We start from the raw sequence: 20784 nt of genomic DNA on the forward strand, positions 1-20784 counted from the left end.
TATTGACCCACATCGTTACATGGGAGCGCTCCCAGAGTCCAGGTGCTTTTCCATCTCGGCCGCCGCCGCGGTGTCGAACTCGGCGTAGAGGTCCCGGGCCCGGGAATAGTGTTCGCGCGCCGAGGCGGTCGCGCCCAGCGCCTGATGGGCTCGGCCGAGCCCGGCCAACGCCTCGGCCAACTGACCTCGTACGCCCAATTTCTCGGCCAGCGACTGGGCCGCCGTGAAATGAACGAGCGCGTCCGCCGGCCGGGCGGCAGCCAGTGTGGCCGCCCCGAGACCGTTGCGCACGTGGGTCTCGCCGTCCTGATCTCCGATCTCGCGGACGATGACCAGTGCCTGCTCGTGATAGTCGACCGCCTGCTCCGGCTGCTCGAGCCGGGTGTGCAGCAGGCCCAGGCTGTCCAGCACCGTCGCCTCGCCGGCCCGGCTGCCGACCCGCTGGAAGATGGCCAGCGCCTCCCGCAGGTGCTCGCCCGCGTCCTCGGGCCGGCCCGAGGTCAGCTCGACCGTGCCCAGCGTGTTCAGCACGAACGCCGTGCCGTGCTCGTTGCCGCTCGCGCGGGCCAGCGTGAGCGCGTCCCGGCAGTAGCCGATGGCCTCGACGAACCGGCCCGCCCGCTCCATCGCGATGCCGAGCACGTTCAGGGTCTGGGCCTCGGCCGACTGGTCGCCCACCGTCCGGACCAGCGCCAGGGCTCGTTCCCAATGGTCGATCGCCGTCTTGTAGTCCTCCGAGCGGTCGGCCAGCATGCCCAGGTTGTGCAGCGCCACCGCCTCCCAGAGCGGATCGCCGACCTGTCGGAACAGGTCGACGGCGTCGCGCATCAGGCCGGCTCCGCGCCCGGTCTCGCCGCGGCGCAGGTGGACGATGGCGATGCCGATCAGCGCGTGCCCCTGCCCGGCCAGGTCCCCGCTGTCGCGGGTGGCGTCGAGGGCGTGGCCGTGCACGGCCAGCGCGTCGTTGTTGTCGGCCCCCTGCAGGTAGCGGTAGAGCACGCGGGCCAGCCTGGTGGTGTGCCCGGGCCAGTCGTGGGCGGCGGTGTGCGCGGCCACGGCGACCAGCGTCGGCCGTTCGGTCTCGAGCCAGGCCGCGGCCGCCTCGGGGTCGGCCAGATCGGGCGCCGGCGTGTCCACGGGCTCGACCGGCGGGCGCCGGTGCGTCTCGGCCGGGTGCAACGCGTTCATCGCCGCCGCAGCCGCCACCAGGTAGTAGTCGAAGAGCCGGGTCAAAGCCTTCCGGCGTACGGGTGGAGGGTCTTGATCCTGGGCCCGGGTCACCGCGTAGGCGCGCACGAGGTCGTGGAACGTGTACCGCCCCGGCCCGGCCGGCTGCAGCAGGTGGTCGTGGCCGAGCCGGTCGAGCAGCGCCTGCGTGGCGGCCTGCCCGGTCCCGGCCAGCGCGGCCGCCGCGTACACGTCGAAGTCCTGTCCGGGATGCAGCGCGGCCAGCCGGAAGAGCCGCTGCTGGTCGTGGGGGAGTCCCTGGTACGACAGGTCGAGCGCGAGCTCCACGCCGGAGTCGAGCCGCCGCGCGCGGTGCCGCTCGTCGAGCCGGTCGGCGTGATCGGTCAGCGTCCAGCCCGTGGTGCCCAGGATGTGCCCGGCGATCAGGCTCAGCGCCAGCGGTAGGTGACCGGCGCGCCGCGCGATCCGGCCCGCCGCGCCGGGGTCGGTGCCGACGGGCAGGCCGGCCAGCGTGCTCGTGAGGAAGGCCAGCGCCTCGTCCGGAGTGAACGCGTCGACCGCGAGCTGGGTCGCCGGCTCCAGCTCGGCCAGGTTGCGGCGGCTCGTGACCAGGGTCGGGCAGCCCGCGACGCCGGGCAGCAGCGGGCGTACCTGATCGGCCGTGGCCGCGTTGTCGAGCACCACCAGCGTGCGGGACCCGGCGAGCCGGTCGCGGTAGGCGGCGGCGCGGGCCTCGAGACCGGGCGGGATCTGCTGACCCGGCACGCCGAGCAGACGCAGGAAACCGTCCAGCACCGCGCCCGGGTCGGCCGGTGGCTGCGCGCTGTCCGGGTGGAAGCCGCGCAGATTCACGAACAGAACCCGGTCGACTGCCTCTTCGCGCACCATCCGGTGCCCGGCGTGCACGGCCAGCTGCGTCTTGCCGACGCCGGCCATGCCCTCGATGGCCGAGATCACGACCGCGTCGCCCGCGCGCATCGCCGTACGCAATCGGTCGAGCTCTTCGGCCCGGCCGGTGAACGCGTCGAGATCGGGCGGCAGCGAATCCCACACCCGCACCTGGGCCACCGGGTCGGCCTCGCCGCCGACCACGCGCAGCGCCTGCGCCCACTGGTTCACATAGCCGACCTCGGGGTGCAGCGCCTCGACCACGGCGATGACCAGGTCGGGATTGAACCGGCGGCGCCCCGGCGCGAACACGTTGGCCACCGTCGACCGCCGGGCCAGCTCACTCGGCGGCCGCCCCGCCGCGGTCCAGGCGGCATTGACCCGGTCCTTGATCATTTCGTACGAGGGGTCGCCCGCCCACGCCTTGAGCAGGCGCAACCGCTCGACCAGCTCATCGGACGAGCCCGCCTGGGCCGGATCGGGCAACTCGGCGAACGAGGGCATCGCTCACTCCTCTTCTCGGCGATCGACGGCTCTCGAAACTAGGCCCAAGTTGACTGCCGTCCAAATTCGTCCAGACTTCGGACGCGCCGCCCCCGGAGGCCGGAGACTCGTTCGCAGAGCTTGCTCAACGACGAGCGACACTGGCCACGGGGGTCAAGGAACTCAGCGTCCTTGGCAGGCCAGTCACAGACGATCGGCCCCGGCGCCCTCTCAGGCCGCCGGGGCCGATCGACTTTTCCGTCGGGTCAGAGAACGCCGCCGCGACCGGGGCTGATGACGACATCGCCCCCCGTTCCCGGAGAGCGACGACCGCCGCCAGCGCGATCAGCGCGAGCACCCCGTGCAGCAACAGAGTCACGAGCCCAGGAAGACAATGTCCGGCAAATCCTCACTGGCCTCGATGCACTACCCTGACCTCGGTATTCGGGGTGGGGAGGCGGGCCGATGGCGACGGCGACCGTGGTTTTTCTGGTGATCGGCGCCGTCGGTGTGGTGGTGCTCGCGCTGGCCCTGCTCGGTGGCGAGCTGATGAGTTTTCTGCACTTCGGCGACGGGCCGGTCTCGCTCGAGGTGGTCGCCGGGTTCCTGGGGGCGTTCGGCTTCGCCGGGGCCATCGCGGCCGAGCTCCTGGGTGGTGACAGCGCCGGTCTGATCGCTGCGGCCTCCGCCGTCGGGCTCGTGGCCGCCGTACCCACCGCCTGGTTGGCCCTGCGCCTGTCGCGGGCTGCCCGGACCATGCCCACCGACGCCACCCCGACCCGGCAGGACCTGGTCGGCACGCTCGGCGTCATCGTCACCTCCGTGCCGGCCGGAACCGGCTACGGCGAGGTGCGCATCCGGCTCGGCGGGCAGCCGGTCAAGCTGTACGCCCGCGCCCAGCACGCCATCCCGGCCGGCGCTCAGGTCTTCGTGGTCGAGGCGCCGTCCGACACCAGCGTCGTCGTCGAGGAAACCCTCCGGGTCGACGAGACCCCTCACCCTGGAAAGGTCTAGATGTCCCCTCTGCTCATCGCCGTCGGCGGCGCCGTCCTTCTTGTCATCCTGGTCATCCTGTTCGTGCTGTCCCGGATCAAAGTGGCCGGCCCGAACGAGGCCTTCATCATCACCGGCCGCAAGGGCCGGACGACCCAGTCGGCCGACGGCACGAGCAGCACCGACCTGTCCGGTCAGAAGGTCGTCATGGGCGCCTCGGTGTTCGTGCTGCCGGTCGTCCAGAAGCTGCAGTCGCTCGACCTGTCCAGCCGCCGCATCGACGTCAGCATCCGGGGCGCGGTGTCCAAACAGGGCATCCGGGCCGAGCTGCACGGCGTGGCCATCGTCAAGGTGGGCGGCAACGAGGGCGCCATCCGCGCCGCCGCCCAGCGCTTCCTGCACCAGCAGGCCGAGATCGAGGAGTTCACCCGCGAGGTGCTCGCGGGCGCGCTGCGCTCGATCGTCGGCCGGCTCACGATCGAAGAGATCATCCGGGACCGGGCCGCGTTCGCCAGCGCGGTGGCCGAGGAGGCCGAGCACTCCATGACCAACCAGGGTCTGGTGCTCGACGCGTTCCAGCTGCAGGACATCGTGGCCGAGGGCTCGTACCTGCAGGACCTGGGACGCCCCGAGGCCGCGCGCGTCCTCAAGGACGCGGCGATCGCCGAGGCCCGGGCCCGCCAGCAGGCCGAGCAGGAACGTCTGCTGGCCGAGGAGGCCATCGCCGAGGCCCAGCGCAACCTGTCGCTCAAGCAGGCCGGCATCCAGGCCGAGATCGACGCGGCCAAGGCCAAGTCGGCCGCGGCCGGTCCGCTGGCGCAGGCCGAGCGCGACCAGGCCATCCTGGCCGAGCAGCAGAAGGTGGCCGAGCAGAACGCCGAGCTCAAGCAGCGTCAGCTCGACACCGAGGTCCGCAAGCCGGCCGACGCCCAGCGCTACAAGGTCGAGCAGGAGGCGGAGGCCGCCCGCGCCGCCGCCGTGCTCGGCGCCGACGCGCAGCGGCAGGCCACGATCGCCGCCGCGCAGGCCCAGGCCGAGCAGGCCCGCCTGACCGGTGAGGGCGAGCGGGCCCGCCGGGCCGCGCTGGCCGAGGCCAACGCGATCGAGGGCGCCAAGGAGGGCGAGGCCGAGCAGCGCCGTCGTACCGCGATCGCCGACGCGGTCGAACGCGAGGGCGCCGCCGAGGCCGCGGCCATCCTGGCCAAGGGCGGGGCCGAGGCCGAGGCGATGGCCCGCAAGGCCGAGGCGTTCGCCGCCTACGGCGAGGCTGCCGTGCTCGACCTGCTGGTCCGGGTGCTGCCCCAGGTCGTCGAGGCCGCCGCGGCCCCGATGGGCTCGATCGACAAGATGACCGTCATCTCCACCGACGGCGCCTCGTCGCTGACCAAGTCGGTCGCCAACAACGTGGCCCAGGGCCTGCAGCTGGGCACCGACCTGACCGGCATCGACCTGTCGGCCCTGCTCAGCAAGCTGGGCGCGGCCCAGGCCGCGAACGGCACGACCCCCGAGATCGAGAAGAAGGACTGACCGGCGGTCAGGCCGGCGGCGTCAGCACCCGTACTGGCGCGCCGGCCCGCCAGGCCGCGATGTCCTCGACGACCTGCTGGTACATGTGGCGCAGGGCGTTCTCGGTGACGTAGCCGAGGTGAGGCAGCAGCACTGTGCGGGGGGCGCCGCGCAGCGGGTTGCCGGCCGGCAGCGGCTCGACGTTGTAGACGTCCAGGCCGGCGCCGGCGATCGAGCCCGCGATCAGGGCGGCGACCAGCGCGGCCTCGTCCACGATCGGGCCCCGGGACGTGTTGACCAGCACCGCCGACGGCTTCATGGCGGCCAGCTCGGCCGGGCCGATCACGCCGGTGGTGCGTTCGCTCAGCTTGAGGTGCACGGTCACCACGTCGCTGGTCGCGAAGAACTCGTCGCGGGAGACCAGGGTCGCGCCGGCCTCGGCGGCCCGTTCGGCGGTGAGGTTCTCGCTCCAGGCGATCACGCGCATGTCGAAGGCCTGCCCGATCCGCGCGACCTGCGTACCCATCCGGCCCAGACCCAGGACGCCGAGGGTGCTGCCCGCGAGGTCGGTGCCGACGGTGGTCTGCCAGCGGCCGTCGCGCAGGGCCCTGTCCTCGGTGACGACGTGCCGGCGGCAGGCCAGGATCAGCGCCCAGGTGAGCTCGGCCGTGTTGGAGCTCTTGGTGGCCCCGTACATGACGGTGCCGGTGACCGTGACCCCGTGCCGCCCGGCCGCGACGAGGTCGATGGCCGCGTTGGCCATGCCGGTGGTGACCAGCAGGCGCAGCCGGGGCAGCCGCTCGAACACCTCGGCCGGGAACGCCGTGCGCTCCCGCATGGCCACCACGACCTCGGCCTCGCGCAGCGCGTCGGCCAGCGCGTCCTGGTCGCCGACGTGCTCGTGCAATACCTCGACGTCGGCCCCCGGCAACGAGCCGAAATCCCCGTACGCCCGAGCTACCCGCTGGTAGTCGTCCAGCACCACGATCTTCATGCTGTCACGGTAGTGGCCCGGTCCCGGCCGGCCGGTCCGGGTCGGACGACCACTGCGACCACGAGCCCGGGTACAGCGCCGCGTCGATGCCGACCACGGCCAGCGCGGCAATCTCGTGCGCGGCCGTCACCCCGGAACCGCAGTAGACGCCGACCGGTCCGGTCAGCCCGGCGAAGCGGGCCCGCAGCGCGTCGGTGGCCAGGAACCGGTCGCCGACCAGGTTGTCCGCGGTGGGCCGGCTGACCGCGCCCGGGATGTGCCCGGCCCGCGGGTCGATCGGCTCGACCTCGCCGCGGTAGCGCTCGGCGGCCCGGGCATCGATCAGCGTTCCCGTCCGGGCCAGCTCGGCTGCCTCGTCGGCGTCCAGGGTGGGGAGCCGGCCGGGCTCGAGGACGATGTCGCTCGCCGGGTGCGGCGGGGTCTCGCCGGTGGCCTGGGAATGGCCGTCGGCGGCCCAGGCGGCCAGTCCGCCGTCGAGGATCCGCACGTCGGTGACGCCCGCCCAGCGCAGCAGCCACCAGGCGCGGGCCGCGGCGAGGCCGCCACTGTTGTCGTAGACGACGACTCCGCCGCGGCGGGTCACGCCCCAGCGGCGTACGTCGGCCTGGAATTTCTCGAGGTCGGGCAGCGGGTGGCGGCCGGTGCCGGGAGCGACCGGACCGGCCAGTTCGGATTCGAGGTCGACATAGACGGCGCCCGGGATGTGGCCCGCGCGGTAGTGCTCGGCCCCGTGCGGGTCGCCCAGCGCCCACCGCACGTCGAGCACCACCGGCGCGTCCGGGCCGGCCAGCCGGTCGTGCAGCTCGGCCCCGTCGATCAGCACCTCGTCGCGCCGGTCGACGCCGAACTGCCACACCGTCGTCGAGCGGTAGGTCTCGCCCGGGCGCAGCACGGTCGACGGGAAGGCGGGCCGGTTCGGGGAGTCGGGGAAGTGCTGGGTCTCCAGGGCCAAGCCGTCGCCCTGGCGGTAGAGGCGCCCGCTCGTGCCGATCACCGTGCCGTCGAGGAAGTTGCCCGAATAGAACTGCAGGCCGGGCTCCGTGGTCGAGACGGTCAGGGTGCGGCCGCTGACCGGGTCGGTCACTTCGGCCGCCGTGTTCAGGCCACTCTCCGGGCGGTCGATGATCCAGTTGTGGTCGTACCCGCCGGCGTGGCTCAGCTGGTCGTCGCCGGTGCGGATGCGCTCGCCGACGGCGACCGGCTCGCGGAAGTCCATCGGCGTGCGCGCCACCGGGAGCAGGTCGCCGGTGGGGATGAGGTCGGGGCCCACGGGAGTGAAATGGGTGGCGTGGAGGCGTACCCGGTGGCCGTAGATGTCGCCGCTGCCCTCGCCGCCGAGGTTGAAGTAGCTGTGGTTGGTCAGGTTGACCACGGTCGGGGCGTCGGTGGTGGCCTCATAGTCGATCCGCAGGGCGTTGCCGGCCGTCAGGGTGTAGCGCACGGTCACGGTCAGGACGCCGGGGTAGCCCTGATCACCGTCGGGGCTGACCAGCCGCAGCTCGACCGAGTCGTCGGTCCCGGTGGCCGACCAGATCCGCTGGTCGAAGCCGGTCGCGCCGCCGTGCAGGCTGTTCGGGCCGTTGTTGATCGGCAGCTCGTGCGTCGTGCCGTCGAGCTCGAAGCGGCCCCGCGCGATGCGATTGCCGTACCGGCCGATCAGGGCGCCGAAGTAGGGGCCGGGGTTGTCGAGGTAGCCCTGCAGCCGGTCGAACCCGAGAACGACGTTGGCCGTCACGCCCGCCCGGTCGGGCACCTCCACGCTCTGGACGATCCCGCCGTACGTGAGCACGGCGACCCGCATGCCGCTGCCGTTGGTCAGGACGTAACGATCGACAGGGCCTTCGGGGGCCGTTCCCCAGCGCTCAGACATCGCCCCACTTTAGTGGCGGCGATGATGTCGATAGCCGGACGTCAGGGACAACGCGGCCATCGAGATCAAGGCGCTCACGACCAGGAGCGTGCCGAGCAGGATGTCGACAAACATGCTTCACCCTGCGCTCGGGGCGGGGGCACGGTCAACCCGTTTTGCGTGATTCGCACCGCCTGGGCTTGGAGGTCTTCAAGATCGTGGGCTAGTGTGCGCGGCGAGGGGAGTACCTCGCAAAGAGCGTCGCGGTCATCACGGGCATCTCAGCATGCCCCCGTGCGCTCGCCTGTCACACCGGCAGGTGAGGGAGACCTCGGACGATGGCGCACATCTCCGAGGAGGCTCCCTGATGTCGCATAGTGTCACCCTTGCCGCCCCGCTCGAAACTGTCGCGTCACCCCAGTTGTGGATCATCAGCATTGTCGTGCTGCTGGGGTTGCTGGCCGCTGACTTCGTGGTCACGCGCAAGCCGCACGACGTGCCCATGCGCGAGGCGGTCGGCTGGTCCGTCTTCTACCTGACCCTGCCCGCCGTGTTCGGGCTGGTGCTGTGGTGGGCGTTCGGCAGCAAGCCCGCGGTCGAGTTCTACACCGGCTTCGTGGTCGAGAAGTCCCTGTCGGTCGACAACCTCTTCGTCTTCATGCTGCTGCTCGGCGCGTTCGCCGTGCCGTCGGCCCTGGCCCAGCGGGTGCTGCTGTACGGCATCGCCGGCGCCCTGGTGCTGAGGGGTGTCTTCATCGCCCTCGGCGCGGCCGTGCTGCAGGCCGGCACCTGGGCGTTCCTGCTGTTCGGGGCGGTGCTGCTGCTGACCGCGATCAAGGTCATGCGGGACGCCCGGAAGGGCGAGGAACACACGATCGACATCGACGAGATGCGCAGCGTCAAGCTGCTGCGGCGGTTCTTCCCGGTCACGAAGGAGTACCACGGCAGCAAGATGGTCATCCGCCAGGCCGGCCGCCGCGTGCTGACGCCGCTGGCCGTCGTGGTGGTCGCCGTCTTCATGACCGACATCGTCTTCGCCGTCGACTCGGTGCCGGCCGTGTACGGCGTGACCGAGGACCCGTACCTGGTCTTCGCGACCAACGCCTTCGCCCTGATGGGGCTGCGCGCCCTCTACTTCGTGCTGCGCAACGTGCTCGACAAGCTGCGCCACCTCGACTACGGCCTGGCCGTCATCCTGGCCTTCATCGGCGTCAAGCTGGTGCTGCACTGGGCCCACGGCGTCTGGACCTGGCTGCCCGAGGTGCCGACCCTGGCTTCGCTGGGCGTCATCGCCGTCACTCTGATCACGGTGACCATCACCAGCATGCTGGCCAACCGCCGCGACGAAGCGGCCGCCCGGCGGGCCGCCGCCGACGATCCGGTCCCGGCCGGAAGCGCCCGCAACGATCAGTGACCGCCGGGGGACCGGACCGGCCGCCGGTGAGTCGGAGACCCCATGAGACTTGTGCGGGGGATGCCGGCGGCGGCCGTGGTGTGCGTCCTGACGGCTTGTGGCCAGGCGGTCCAGCCGGAGGCGGGCACGGCGGGGCCGGAAGGCTGGCAGCGGACGTGTTGCCGTACGAGGCCCGGGCCGCGTGCTGGCCTACCACGTCGACCAGGACAAGTGGGAGAGGCTGGCGTCCCCGCCCACCCCTCGGGGCGGCTACCAACTCGTGGCCGCCGGCGCTCGCATGGTCGTCTTCGGCGGCGCCCGCGGGAAGGGCGGCAAGGGGCAACTGCTCAACACGACCTGGGTCTGGACGCCCTAACTACGCCACCACGACCGGCGGCGGCGCGGCACGGTCAGCAGATCACAAACGTCGCGTACGCCGTCGGTGACCCGGGCCCGCCGCAGGGCCGCTTCCTTGACGTCCTCGCTGGTGACCCGGCCTTCGAGGATCGCGACCCCACTCTGTACGCGGATGTCGATGTCCCCGCCCTGGACGTCCGGGTCATGCAGCAGAGCCAGGGCCAGCGCGACGGCGACCTCCCGGTCGGCCGCGGCCCAGTGCTCGGCGATCGCCTGCCGAGCCAGCTCCTCCGGCCGCACGTTCGGCGACCGGGGTGTGTCCCATTGCGAGTAGTCCCAGAAATACACGATGGCCTCCGCCCCGAGAGCGTCCGGATTCCAGACTCGGGGCGGGACGTCGCGGGAACCCCGCGAACGGATGACAGTCGTGTGACGACCGGGTCAGAGATCGGTCAGCGGGACCGGGGTGGCCGTGCACAGGGCGTCGGCCCGGTCGACGACCAGGTCTTCCGCGGTCGGGCAGCGGCGGTGCAGGGCGGCCAGCGCGTGCTCGTAGGCGGGCCGGCTGAACGGCATCTCACGCATGCGGGTGACCGAGGCGCGCACGGTGGCGGCGAAGTCCGGCGGCCACTCGACGCGGTGCAGGGCCTTGACGATGTTCGTGTCCCGGTCGACCAGCACGATCTGCACGGTGCCGTCCACGTCGACGCCGGGCAGGCCGTCCTCGGGGGCGAACAGGTGCGGGTTGTACGGGGCCTGCGACCACGACAGGACGGGGCCCAGCCGATACGCAAGGATGCCCGCGTGTTCGCTGTCGATCCAGGCGAACCGGGTCGGCGCGGCCGCCACGGCCTGGACCTCCAGCTCGTGCGGGCAGCTCAGGAACATCATGAGCTGCACCGGCTCGCCGGCGAACATGGTCAGGGCAGCTCCCTCGGGCCAGCTCACGTCCGGATCGAGCCGACTGCCCACCTCTACGACTAGGTGCACTCACGCAGCGTAGCGGACCGGGCACCCGCCCGGCCCGCCAACGCGTCAGAGTCAGCAGCCGTTGATCTCGAACTCCGAGATGGCGGCGTTGCGGGCCGGGCCGGGGCAGAGGAACTGGTCGTAGCGGGTGTCGTCGTCGACGAAGCGCTTCAGCCAGGCGATGCTGGTGGACGCGATCGTCGTGTTGGGCACGTTCGGGGCGAAGTGGCTGGCGCCGGCCAGTTCGAGGTAGGCGCTGTCGAGGGTGTCGGGCAGGCTGGCGAAGAACGGCTCGGAGTGCTGCCGGACCGGGGCGATGGCGTCCCGCTCGGCCCCGATGATCAGCGTCGGGACCTGCGAGCGGCCGAAGTTGCGGTTGAGGTCCCACGGGGTCAGCGGGATGGCCGCCTGCAGGGTGTTCCGGCTGGTCGCGGCCTCGAGCGAGCCGCCCCCACCCATCGAGTGGCCCATCACGGCCAGCCGCGACGCGTCGACCCGGGTGCGGACGCTGCTGCGCTCGGTCAGGAAGTCGAGCGCGGCCAGCAGTTGCCGGCCCCGGCTGGCCGGCTGGTCCGAGGTGGTGAGCGTGTCGATGTTGAACACCACGAAGCCCTGCGAGGCCAGCCGGGGCACGATCCAGGCCATGCTGGAGCGCCGGGCGGTGAAACCGGGGGCGATGGCCACCGCGCCGAACGTGCCGGCGCTGGTGTCGGTCGGGAAGACGATGTCGCCGCCGCCGAAGCCGCTGACGGCGCTGCGGGCCACGGTGACCTGCGAGGTCGCGAACGGGCCGCGGGCGGCTTCGATGCCGGCCCGGCTGGGCGCCGGTCCCCGTTCGAAGGTGGCGGCCCGGGCGTCCGGGATCAGGGTGAGGCCGCCGACGGTCAGGGCGGCCGCGGCCAGGGTGGCGACGACGTTTCGCGTACGGAACAGGGGCACGATGCCTCCAGGAGCGAGGCGCGGAGGTCCGCCGCCGGAACGAACGATCCGGGTCCGCGCTGTCCCGGCCGTCCGTCCCGAGGGCTTCCCTCCGCACTACGCACACCCCGCCCGCCGCGGATGAATCTGCTGGTCAGCCTGAGACGGCCGTCGCAAGCAGGGCGTCGCCGACCCGGGCCGTCTCCCGCTTGTACGGCGTGTCCGACAGCACGAAGTGGGTCAGACCCAATTTCCCGTACGCATCCAGGGCCGCCTTGACGTCGTCGGCCGTGCCGACCAGCCAGGTCGTCCCGGCGCCGCCCCCGCCGTACCGGCCGGGCGCCGTGTAGAGGCAGGTGTCCAGCACGTCCCCGCGCTCGGCCAGGTCGAGCAACCGCTGCTGACCGACCGCGGGCCCCCGCAGCTGCTCGTTGGGCGACAACGACCGCCGCGCCATCTCGGCCACCCGCGCCTCCGCGTCCCGCCACGCCTCTTCGCGAGTGTCCCGGATCAGGGTGGTGACACGCAGCCCGTACTCGAGCGGAGCAAGATCACGGTCGCGAGACAGAGCGCGGAGGCGGTCGACACGGGAGGCGATCCCGTCCAGCGGCTCGCCCCAGAACAACTGCACATCGGCCTCGGCGGCCGATACCCGTTCCGCCGCCTCGGAAGCGCCCCCGAAATAGAGTCGCGGGGGAGTGGAAGGCCGTAGCGGCAGGGTCGAGCCGGTCACCCCGAAGTGCGTGCCCTCGAAGGTGACGTCCTCCTCGGTCCACAAGCGGCGCACGATCCGCATGAACTCCTGCGTGCGGGCGTAACGCTGGGTCTGATCGCCCTCGACATCCCCGTACGCCGAAAGGTTGTCCTTCCCGCTGACGATGTTGATCAGCAGACGGCCGCCGCTGAGGTGGTCGAGCGTGGCTGCGGCCGAGGCGAAGTGGGCCGGTTGCCAGTACCCGGGCCGGATCGCGGCCAGCGGCTTGAACGTCGTCGTGCGGGCCGCGATCGCCGTGGCCACGGTGAAGGTGTCGGGCCGTCCCCACCCGGTGCCGATCAGCGCGCCCGCCCAGCCGTGTTCCTCGGCCGTGCGGGCCAGATCGACGCTGTGCTCGAGCGTGCCGTAGCCCGCGACCGTGTCGTCGCCGCGGTGCCCGGGCTCGACCGTGTTCGGGATGTACCACAGGTAGGTCATGCCAGTGCTCCTTCGCGTACGAAGCGGTGGGCCGGACGCGGCAGGCCGTAGTGCTCACGCAGCGTCGTCCCCCTGTACTCCGTACGGAAAAGCCCTCGCTCTTGAAGAATGGGAACGACCTCGCCCGCGAACTTCTCGATGCCCGAGGGCAGCACGGCCGGCATGATGTTGAAACCGTCGGCCGCGCCGTTCTCGAAGTAGTGCTGGATCGTGTCGGCCACCTGCACCGGCGTGCCCGCGAAGGTGCGGTGCCCGCGCCCGCCGCCGAGCTTGCCGATCAGCTGTCGCACGGTCAGGTGGTCGCGCCGGGCCCAGTCGACGATGAGCGTGCGCCGGCTCTTGGCCCCCTCGATCTCGTCCTCGCTCGGCAGGTCGTCGGGCAGCGGCTCGTCCAGGCGCAGCCGCTCGGGATCGACCCGCAGCGTGTGGGCGAGCGTGGCCACCGCGTACTGGGGCGCGATCAGCCGGTCGAGTTCGGCGTCGAGCTCCCGGGCCTCGGCCGCGGTGGCGCCGATGACCGGCACGATGCCCGGCAGCACGACGACGTGGTCCGGATCGCGCCCGGCCTCCGCCGCCCGCCGCTTGATGTCGGCGTAGAACTCCTGGCTCTCGGCCAGCGTCGGCTGGGCCGTGAACACCGCCTCGGCCCACTTCGCCGCGAACCCGCGCCCGTCGGCCGAGGAACCGGCCTGGACCAGCAGGGGATAGGCCTGCGGGGAGCGCGGCACGTTGAGCGCCCCGTCGACCCGGAAGAACTCGCCGCTGTGGTTGATGGCCCGCACCAGCTCGCTGCGGGCGTGCACCCCGGACGTGCGGTCGGCCACGATCGCGTCGTCGGCCCAGCTGTCCCACAGCTTCGTGGACACCTGCAGGAACTCGTCGGCCCGTTCATACCGCGTACGGTGCAGAGGTTGGTCCTGCAGGCCGAAGTTCCGGGCCGCCGCGTCCCCGGCCGTGGTCACGATGTTCCACCCGGCCCGCCCGCCCGACAGGTGGTCGAGCGAGGCGAAGCGCCGGGCCAGGTTGAACGGCTCGTTGTACGAGGTGGACGCCGTCGCGATCAGCCCGATCCGGCTGGTGCTCACGGCCAGCGCGGCCAGCAGCAACGTCGGTTCCAGCTTCCCGGCCGGCCGCCGGCCGGGATCGCTCCACAGCACCGGGCTGTCGGCCAGGAACACCGAGTCGAACTTGGCGTCCTCGGCCACCCGGGCCAGGTGCTGGTGGGCCGCCAGCGACAGGTTCGCGTGCGGGTCCGACCCGGGCAGCCGCCACGACGCCTCGTGATGCCCGGTGTCGTGCAGGAACAGGTTGAAGTGCAGCTGACGACTCATCGGACTCCCAATTCCTCTCGCACTCCCAGTTTTTTGAGCAGGAACGACCGCAACTCGGCCCGCGGCCGGTCGGTGCGGACGTCGGCGTGCACCACCCCGGCATCGAGGACGATCACCCGGTCGGCCAGCACGATGGCCTCGTCGACGTCGTGGGTCACCAGCAGTACCGCCGGCTTGTGGGCCTCGCACAGCTTGCGCAGCAACGCATGCATGCGGATGCGGGTCAGCGCGTCCAGCGCGCCGAACGGCTCGTCGGCCAGGAGCAACTGCGGTTCCCGTACGAGCGATCGGGCGAGCGACGCCCGCTGCTGCTCCCCGCCCGACAGTTCGAACGGCCAGGCCCGCTCGCGCCCCTCGAGACCGACCTCGGCCAGCGCCTGCCGGCCCCGCTCGGCCGCGTCCGGCCCGCGCAGCCCGAGCACGACGTTGTCGAGGATACGCCGCCACGGCAGCAGCCGCGAATCCTGGAACACCACCGACACGTTGGCCGGCACCTCGATCTCGCCGTGACCGGCCACGTCCCGGTCGAGCCCGGCCAGCGCCCGCAGCAGCGTGCTCTTGCCGGTGCCGGAGCGCCCGATCAGCGCCACGAACTCGCCGCCCGCGATGTCCAGGTCGAGCCCGTTGAGCACCCCGCCGTCGGCGCTGAAACTGCGGTGCAGGTCGCGCACCCGCACGGCGGGCGCGGCGATCAGTCCTCGAGTGTCCGGCGCCATGCCAGCACCCTCCTTCCGACCAGGCGTACGGCGCTGTCCGCGCAGTAGCCGAAGACTCCGTAGATGACCAGGCCGACCACGATGACGTCGGTCTGCCCGTACTGCTCGGCCAGCGTGATCATGTGGCCGATGCCCGCGGTCGCGTTGTACTGCTCGACCACCACCAGCCCGAGCAGCGACGACGTGACCGCGAACCGCATCCCGAGCAGGAAACCGGGCAGCGCGCCCGGGAGCACGATGTGCCGGACGAACTCGGCCCGCCCGATGTCGATGGTCTCGGCCAGTTCGGCGTACTTGCCGTCGATGCTGCGCAGGCCGTTGTGGGTGTGGACGTAGATCGGCACCAGGCTGATCAGCGCGATGGTCACGATCTTCATCTCCTGGCCGATGCCGAACCAGGCGATGAACAGCGGGATCAGGGCCAGCGTGGGCACCGAGCGCTTGATCTGGATCGGCCCGTCGATCAGCGACTCACCGATCCGGGACAGCCCGGAGACGACGGCCAGCACCCCGCCCACCGCGATCCCGAAGCCGAGCCCGAGGGCGGCCCGGTTGAGCGACGAGAGGATGTTGCCGAGCAGGTCGTGGTCGGTCCACTGCTCACCGAAGGCGACCACGACGTCCCACGGCGCGGTGAGGATGGCCGGGCTGATCAGACCAGTGGCCGAGCCCGCCGACCAGACGGCCAGCAACAGCAACGGGCCGATCCAGAAGGCGTACGGAATCCGGCGCCCCGGCCCGAGGCGGCGCCGCACGACCCGGATGTCGGGGGTGGTCGCGGTGCGGGGACGGCTGTCGGTGATCGTCATGCCGCGTCCCCGCTGACCACGTCGGACCCGGCGGCCGCGGCCTCGACCGGTTCGAACCGCCGGTCGACCAGCGTGGAGACGTCGAGCTTGTCGCGGTCCTGCTGCTCGGCCAGCAGGTCGGCCGTGGCCTGGAGCCGGGTCAGCGCGTTGTCCCAGGTGGCCGGGATGGCCTTCTTGCCGTCGACGGCCACCACGTCCTGGGCGTCGGCCGCGCTGAGGCCCTGCACCTTCTGCAGATAGGCCTGGGCGTACCCGTCGGGGTTGGCGTTCTGCCATAGCAAAGCCTTGGCCCGTACGCCGACATAGACCTTCAACGCGGCCGCCTTCTCCGCGTCCTGCACCGACTTGGTCAGGCAGTACAGGGTCGAAGCGTCGTCGCGGATGCCGGTCAGGATCGCGCTGCCACCCGGATACTTCCCCTTGTAGATCTTCACGTTGGCCGCCCCGATCGGCGCCACGTCGACCGCCTGGCTGCCCAGAGCGGTCACGTACGAGTCGCCCGTGCTGGTCAGCTCGACCAGCGTCACGTCGTCGCGGGTGAGCCCGGCCTTCTGCAGCACCCGCAGCACCAGCGCGCCCTGGGCCTGGCCCGCGCTGTAGGCGATCTTCTTGCCGCGCAGGTCGGCCAGCTCGCGCACGCCGGCCCCGGGGGCGACGCCGAGCTGGTAGATCGGATTGTTGATCGGGTCGACGATGACCGACTGAAAGACGATCTTGGTCGAGGTGCCGGTCCAGGCCGCGAACAGCGAGGGGATGTCGGCGACGGCGCTGCAGTCCAGCTTGTCGCCCCGGAAGGCCTGAATGCTCTGCGGGCCACCACTGATGTTGGCCCACTCGACGCTGATGCCGGCGTCGGTGAGCTCCTTGTCCAGGCCGGACGCGCCCAGGATGGCCTGGATGGCGGGGTCGCCGATGCGGATCTCGGCGCCGTCGGCCACCTGGTCGGGCAGCGCCGCGGTCAGCTCGAGGGTGGTCCCGGCGTCGTCGCCACAGGCGGTCAGGGCCAGCAGCGCGGTCACGGCCGCGGCGGCGGCACGGGGGAGGGTTCTCATCCGTTGTTCCTTCCGGATTTCGGCTGAGGGCAGGGGGAAACGGCCCGCCTCGGCGGGCATCAGTGGTGGTGGGATCGGCTGACCGCCTCATCGCGGCCGGGGCTGAATTCATACTATGCAGCTAGGAATAGAAGGCAACCTTGCGCCCGGCTGAATTAAGTAGCCCCTACCGAGGCCGATGGCGGCCCGGTCCGCGAACGCCGACTCAGCTGCCCGGCGGACGTCACTGGCGTGGCGGGCGAGACCGATGGCGGCCCGGGCGGCAGCGTCGGCGTGGTTGCGTGGCCGGGTGAGGCGACGGCGGTCCAGGCCGAAGCGTCGGCTCGGCTAGGTGGTGGGTGTCGGTGGTGCGACGAGCGAGGTCGATGGCGGGTCGGGGTGGTGGGGCCGGCTCGGTTACGGGACTGGCGTCAGTGGCGCCGCGAAAACGTGGTCGAGAGCGACTGCGCCGCCGGACATGGCCAGAACGTTGCGGCCGAAGCTGCTGGCTCGGACGGTTGCGGTCACGTCGGCGCTGCCCGAGGACCACTCGGTGGCTTCAGCCCGCAGCGTCGCGAGACAGCCGGGGAGCCGGTTCGTGCCCGCCTCGGACACCACCAGCACCTCGGGATCGAAGAGGTCGAGCAGCAGGGCCGTGGCCCGGCCGACCAGGCGGGCCCGCTCGGTGAACAACGCGACCGCTCCGGGCTGCCCGGCGGCCGCCGCGGCGATCAGCGCGGCGAGGTCGGGCCGGTCGATCAACCTGTCGGCCAGCGCGCGCCGCACGAGCGTGCGCTCCGACACGGCTGCCTGCAGGCAGCCCGCACGCCCGCAAGCGCAAACCTCCGCGTGCCCCTCGACCGGAAGGTGCGCGACCGCGCCGGCGGCCGACCGCGGACCGTGGTGGATCGTGCCGTCGGTCGCGAAGGCGACGTCGACGACGTTGCCCACGAACAGATGCACCGCGCTTTCCCGCGCCCGCCGGGCCGCCACGCCGAAAAGTTGCTCGGCCCGGAGCAGGGCGCGCGAGTTGCTGTCGACCCGGGTGGGCAGCCCGGTCGCCTCGGCCAGCGCTGTACCGACGGGGACATCGCGCCAGCCGAGCAAGGGATGGTCGACCACCGTGCCGTTCGCGGTGTCGACCCAGCCGCCGGTGGCCACCCCCACGCCCAGGATCCGCCGCCGGGTGCGCCGCAGGCTCGCGATGCGGGCGGCCAGTGTGGCCAGCACCGAGGCTGGGTCGTGCGCGGAGTGCGGGTCGCGGCGCTGGGTGATGATCTGGCCGCGCAGGTCGAGCAGGGCGACCGTGGTGTGCGGGACGGCGATGTGCACGCCGATCACGGCGACCCGGTCGGCCTCGATGTCGAGCGGCACGTGCGGGCGGCCCATCCCGGGCGGACCCGCCGCCTCGGGCACCTCGCGCACCAGGCCGCGGTCGAGAAGAGAGGTCACCACGCCGCTGACCGAGGCGGCGGAGAGCCGGGTGGCCCGGGCGACCGAGCTGCGGGCGATCGGCCCGTGGTCGAGAACCGCACGCAGCACGTCCCCGGCCGAGTCGCGCCGGGGGCGCGGACCGGCCGGCGGCAGGTCGCCGCGCCGGGTCATTCCGGCAGGCTAACGCCCGGCGGGGCCGGACACCTCACAACGCAAACGGTTGGTAACAGGCCCTTATCGGGTGTTTGCTCGGCCGGGTACGCCGGGGTTTCGCTCGGGCCGGGGCGGCCGGGGTGTTCGCTCCTGCCGAGCGTCGTCCGGGGTAACTCGCCCTATCGGGTGCTGGCGGGGGTGATCAGCTCGACCTCGCTGGCTTCGAGGGCGTCGCGCAGGTCGGGGCCGGGCATGGCGTCGGTGATCAGGTAGTCGGCGCTGGCCAGTTCGGAGACCTGGGCGAACAGGCGGCGGTCGAACTTCGAGGAGTCGGCCAGGATGGCGACCCGGGCCGCGCGCGAGATCATCTCTTGCATCATGGCCGCCTCGGCCAGGTTGCTGGTGGTGTAGCCGGCGTCGGCCGCGACCGCGCCCACGCCGATCAGGGCCAGGTCGCAGCTGATGTCGAGCTCGGCGCCGCCGTTGGCCCGGAAGCTGACCGGCCCTATGGTGGCCAGGGTCAGCGAGCGGACGGCGCCCCCGAACACATAGATGTCGCGCACCGCCGAGGTCGGCAGGGCGGCCGGCACCAGCAGGTTGTTGGTGGCCACGGTGAGGTCGCGGTGCTGGCCGAGCAACCGGGCCAGGGCCAGCGTGGTCGTGCCGCCGTTGATCATGATCGTGGAGCCGTCCTCGACCAGCGAGGCCGCGAGCGCCGCGATCTTCTCCTTCTCCTGTTCCTGGATCGAGAGGCGCTGGTCGACGGCGCGGTCGGTGCGGGTGATGGTCGACCGGCTGACCGCTCCGCCGTACGTGCGCACGAGCACGCCGTCGGCGCTGAGCTGGTCGAGGTCGCGGCGGACGGTGTCGATCGAGACCCCGAAACGCTCGGCCAGGGCACTCACGGTGACCTGCCCGGCCTCGGTCACGTACGCGGCCAGCTGAGCCTTGCGGCCGGCCGGCAGGTGGCGCTCCTTCTCGACGTTCGTCACTGCTTCCCCCCTCGTTGTGTGCGGCAGTATGCCACACCGTGCAGCTCCTTGCTTAGAGTGGCGAAGAGCCGCATAGTTGGGCAACGGTCGGAAAAGATGGCCGTGAACAGCACTTCTCCAAGGTGGACGGCTATCTTGCTTAGAAGCGAGTGTGCATCAGCCCGCAGCTTTTTGCCGAACTTCGCGAGATTCTGCGGTTCTTGCTCTTGTTAACTCGCGTAACGCGTTGCTAACGTGACGACAATCTCGCAGAGAACAGAGGAACCTCTCTATAGAAGGAGTCCGCGATGGCGGCACGTTCCACCCGGTTGAGGCGTTTGACAGCGATAGCGACGGCGGTCGGTCTGGCCGCGGTCATGGGAGCCTGCGGGGGCGGCTCGGACGATGCGAGCTCGGACGGAACGGTGACGCTGGAGTTCGCCCAGTGGTGGGCGCCCGAGCTCCCGGACGGCTCGTTCGACAAGATCATCAACGACTTCCAGACGGCCAACCCGACCATCAAGGTCAAGCTGCTGAGCGGTCCCTACGCCTCGACCAAGCAGCAGCTCGTGACCGGCGCCGCCTCCAAGACGCTGCCCGACGTGGTCGGCCTCGACGGCGCCTGGGTCAACGACTTCGCCAAGCAGGGCGCGATCGCCGACATGACGAAGCTGATGGCCGACGCCGGCTACGACGATTCCCAGCTGGCCAGCCAGATCCAGCTCGAGGGCAAGACCTACATGGTCCCGGTCGTCAACTTCGTCTACCCGCTCTTCGTCAACCAGGACCTGCTGGCCAAGGCCGGCGTGGACAAGGTGCCGAGCACCCGGACCGAGTTCGCCGACGCGGCCAAGAAGATCAGCGACAGCGGCGGCAACGTCAAGGGCTGGGCCCTCCCGCTCGACACCGCCGTCCCCAACGGCATCCAGAACGACGTCATGTCGTGGCTGTGGGCCTCCGGCGGCAGCATGCTGGCCGACGGCAAGCCGGCCCTGCAGACCCCGCAGGTCAAGAGCGTGGTCGAGTACGTCAAGAGCCTGAACGACGCCGGCGTCATCGCCCCCGGGGCGCTGACCATGAAGGAGCAGGACAAGGTCGAGAAGTTCACGACCGGCCAGGTCGGCATGATGGTCGACTCGCTCGCCCACATCAAGCTGATCAAAGAGAACGCCCCGAACCTGAAGTTCGCGGTGGCGCCCGTGCCGGCCGAGGACGGCTACACCGGCAAGCGCGGCATCCCGTACGCGTCCTGGGGCATCGGTGTCGCCAACTCCTCGGACCACAAGGCCGAGGCGTTCAAGCTGGTCCAGTTCCTGATGGAGGCCAAGGTCAACGGCGAGCTCTCCACGCTGGCCAACGGCTTCCCCGGCAACAAGACCGCGGAGCCCGACTTCACCGACAGCGACCCGCTGTTCAAGGAAGCCTTCAAGATCTATCAGGAGGGCACCCCGGCCAACGAGTTCGTCGGCCTGCCCAAGTCCGAAGACCTCATGCGCAGCTTCGACGAGCAGCTCCAGCTGGTGCTGACCGGTAAGACCAGCGTCGACGACGCCCTGGCCAAGTCCCAGGAGAACTGGTCCTCGGTCATCGAATAGCCCGCCCGGGCGCC

18 protein-coding genes and 1 pseudogene are annotated in these 20784 nt (G+C 71.4%); 5 read left to right on the forward strand and 14 right to left on the reverse strand.

Translation table 11 applies throughout. The features are described from left to right. Nucleotides 1–15: 15 nt before the first annotated feature. Nucleotides 16–2580: a tetratricopeptide repeat protein gene (locus M1L60_RS00470; RefSeq protein WP_253235201.1), complete on the reverse strand. Its 2565-nt coding sequence runs from the start codon at nucleotides 2578–2580 to the stop codon at nucleotides 16–18. 444 nt (nucleotides 2581–3024) lie between these two features. Between M1L60_RS00470 and M1L60_RS00475 the strand changes: the two genes are divergently transcribed. Further along, entirely contained in the window at nucleotides 3025–3573 is a 549-nt protein-coding gene (locus M1L60_RS00475; RefSeq protein ID WP_253235202.1) for an NfeD C-terminal domain-containing protein, read from the forward strand. After that, nucleotides 3574–5079, forward strand: coding sequence for a flotillin family protein (locus M1L60_RS00480; RefSeq protein ID WP_253235203.1), 1506 nt, complete (start codon nucleotides 3574–3576; stop codon nucleotides 5077–5079). A gap of 7 nt (nucleotides 5080–5086) precedes the next feature. Here the strand turns inward: M1L60_RS00480 and M1L60_RS00485 are convergent, their stop codons facing one another. The 3 genes and pseudogenes from M1L60_RS00485 to M1L60_RS00495 form a co-directional block, all read right to left on the reverse strand. After that, nucleotides 5087–6052, reverse strand: a complete 966-nt coding sequence (locus M1L60_RS00485; RefSeq protein WP_253235204.1) for a D-2-hydroxyacid dehydrogenase family protein — start codon at nucleotides 6050–6052, stop codon at nucleotides 5087–5089. A gap of 4 nt (nucleotides 6053–6056) precedes the next feature. Continuing rightward, nucleotides 6057–6908 (reverse strand): sulfurtransferase, encoded by an 852-nt coding sequence (locus M1L60_RS00490; RefSeq protein WP_253235484.1) that lies wholly within the window; start codon nucleotides 6906–6908, stop codon nucleotides 6057–6059. Continuing rightward, nucleotides 6906–7922 (reverse strand): annotated as a pseudogene (locus M1L60_RS00495) (aldose epimerase family protein); the annotation flags it as partial. The gene M1L60_RS00490 and the pseudogene M1L60_RS00495, both read right to left, overlap by 3 nt. 346 nt (nucleotides 7923–8268) lie before the next feature. Here M1L60_RS00495 and M1L60_RS00500 point away from each other — a divergent pair. Both M1L60_RS00500 and M1L60_RS00505 read left to right on the forward strand, forming a co-directional pair. Continuing rightward, on the forward strand, nucleotides 8269–9315 hold the full coding sequence (locus M1L60_RS00500; protein ID WP_253235205.1) for a TerC/Alx family metal homeostasis membrane protein: 1047 nt from the start codon (nucleotides 8269–8271) through the stop codon (nucleotides 9313–9315). Nucleotides 9316–9496: 181 nt separating this feature from the next. Then, nucleotides 9497–9670: a hypothetical protein gene (locus tag M1L60_RS00505; protein ID WP_253235206.1), complete on the forward strand. Its 174-nt coding sequence runs from the start codon at nucleotides 9497–9499 to the stop codon at nucleotides 9668–9670. On the opposite strand, the gene M1L60_RS00510 is transcribed toward M1L60_RS00505, so the two are convergent. The 10 genes from M1L60_RS00510 to M1L60_RS00555 form a co-directional block, all read right to left on the reverse strand. Then, nucleotides 9667–9999, reverse strand: coding sequence for a BON domain-containing protein (locus M1L60_RS00510; RefSeq protein ID WP_253235207.1), 333 nt, complete (start codon nucleotides 9997–9999; stop codon nucleotides 9667–9669). The two genes, M1L60_RS00505 and M1L60_RS00510, sit on opposite strands and share 4 nt — an antisense overlap. A 93-nt stretch (nucleotides 10000–10092) precedes the next feature. After that, nucleotides 10093–10641: a hypothetical protein gene (locus M1L60_RS00515; protein WP_253235208.1), complete on the reverse strand. Its 549-nt coding sequence runs from the start codon at nucleotides 10639–10641 to the stop codon at nucleotides 10093–10095. Nucleotides 10642–10692: 51 nt separating this feature from the next. Continuing rightward, nucleotides 10693–11562, reverse strand: a complete 870-nt coding sequence (locus M1L60_RS00520; RefSeq protein WP_438862062.1) for a poly(ethylene terephthalate) hydrolase family protein — start codon at nucleotides 11560–11562, stop codon at nucleotides 10693–10695. A 130-nt stretch (nucleotides 11563–11692) separates the two neighbouring features. After that, the gene (locus M1L60_RS00525; protein WP_253235210.1) at nucleotides 11693–12730 is read right to left on the reverse strand and encodes an LLM class flavin-dependent oxidoreductase; all 1038 of its coding nucleotides are present in this window, start codon (nucleotides 12728–12730) and stop codon (nucleotides 11693–11695) included. Beyond that, entirely contained in the window at nucleotides 12727–14061 is a 1335-nt protein-coding gene (locus M1L60_RS00530) for an LLM class flavin-dependent oxidoreductase (RefSeq protein ID WP_253235211.1), read from the reverse strand. Before M1L60_RS00530 ends, M1L60_RS00525 begins: the two co-directional genes overlap by 4 nt. Next, a complete protein-coding gene (locus tag M1L60_RS00535) occupies nucleotides 14058–14777 on the reverse strand; it encodes an ABC transporter ATP-binding protein (protein ID WP_253235212.1) in 720 nt (239 codons plus the stop codon). The genes M1L60_RS00530 and M1L60_RS00535 overlap by 4 nt, the downstream gene beginning before the upstream one ends. After that, nucleotides 14753–15586, reverse strand: a complete 834-nt coding sequence (locus M1L60_RS00540; protein WP_253235213.1) for an ABC transporter permease — start codon at nucleotides 15584–15586, stop codon at nucleotides 14753–14755. Before M1L60_RS00540 ends, M1L60_RS00535 begins: the two co-directional genes overlap by 25 nt. Continuing rightward, nucleotides 15583–16638 carry an ABC transporter substrate-binding protein gene (locus M1L60_RS00545; protein ID WP_253235214.1) on the reverse strand — a complete coding sequence of 352 codons (1056 nt, stop codon included), beginning with the start codon at nucleotides 16636–16638 and terminating at the stop codon, nucleotides 15583–15585. Before M1L60_RS00545 ends, M1L60_RS00540 begins: the two co-directional genes overlap by 4 nt. Nucleotides 16639–17034: 396 nt before the next feature. Beyond that, nucleotides 17035–18222 carry an ROK family transcriptional regulator gene (locus tag M1L60_RS00550; protein ID WP_253235215.1) on the reverse strand — a complete coding sequence of 396 codons (1188 nt, stop codon included), beginning with the start codon at nucleotides 18220–18222 and terminating at the stop codon, nucleotides 17035–17037. 161 nt (nucleotides 18223–18383) lie between these two features. Further along, the gene (locus M1L60_RS00555; protein WP_253235216.1) at nucleotides 18384–19196 is read right to left on the reverse strand and encodes a DeoR/GlpR family DNA-binding transcription regulator; all 813 of its coding nucleotides are present in this window, start codon (nucleotides 19194–19196) and stop codon (nucleotides 18384–18386) included. Between the two features lie 287 nt (nucleotides 19197–19483). Here M1L60_RS00555 and M1L60_RS00560 point away from each other — a divergent pair, with 287 nt between their 5' ends. After that, complete coding sequence (locus M1L60_RS00560; protein ID WP_253235217.1) at nucleotides 19484–20770, forward strand: ABC transporter substrate-binding protein; 1287 nt, start codon at nucleotides 19484–19486, stop codon at nucleotides 20768–20770. The last annotated feature ends 14 nt before the right edge of the window (nucleotides 20771–20784 follow it).

Origin of the sequence: Paractinoplanes aksuensis, from assembly GCF_024137025.1 — a bacterium.
In the GTDB taxonomy this organism is placed as follows: domain Bacteria; phylum Actinomycetota; class Actinomycetes; order Mycobacteriales; family Micromonosporaceae; genus Actinoplanes; species Actinoplanes aksuensis.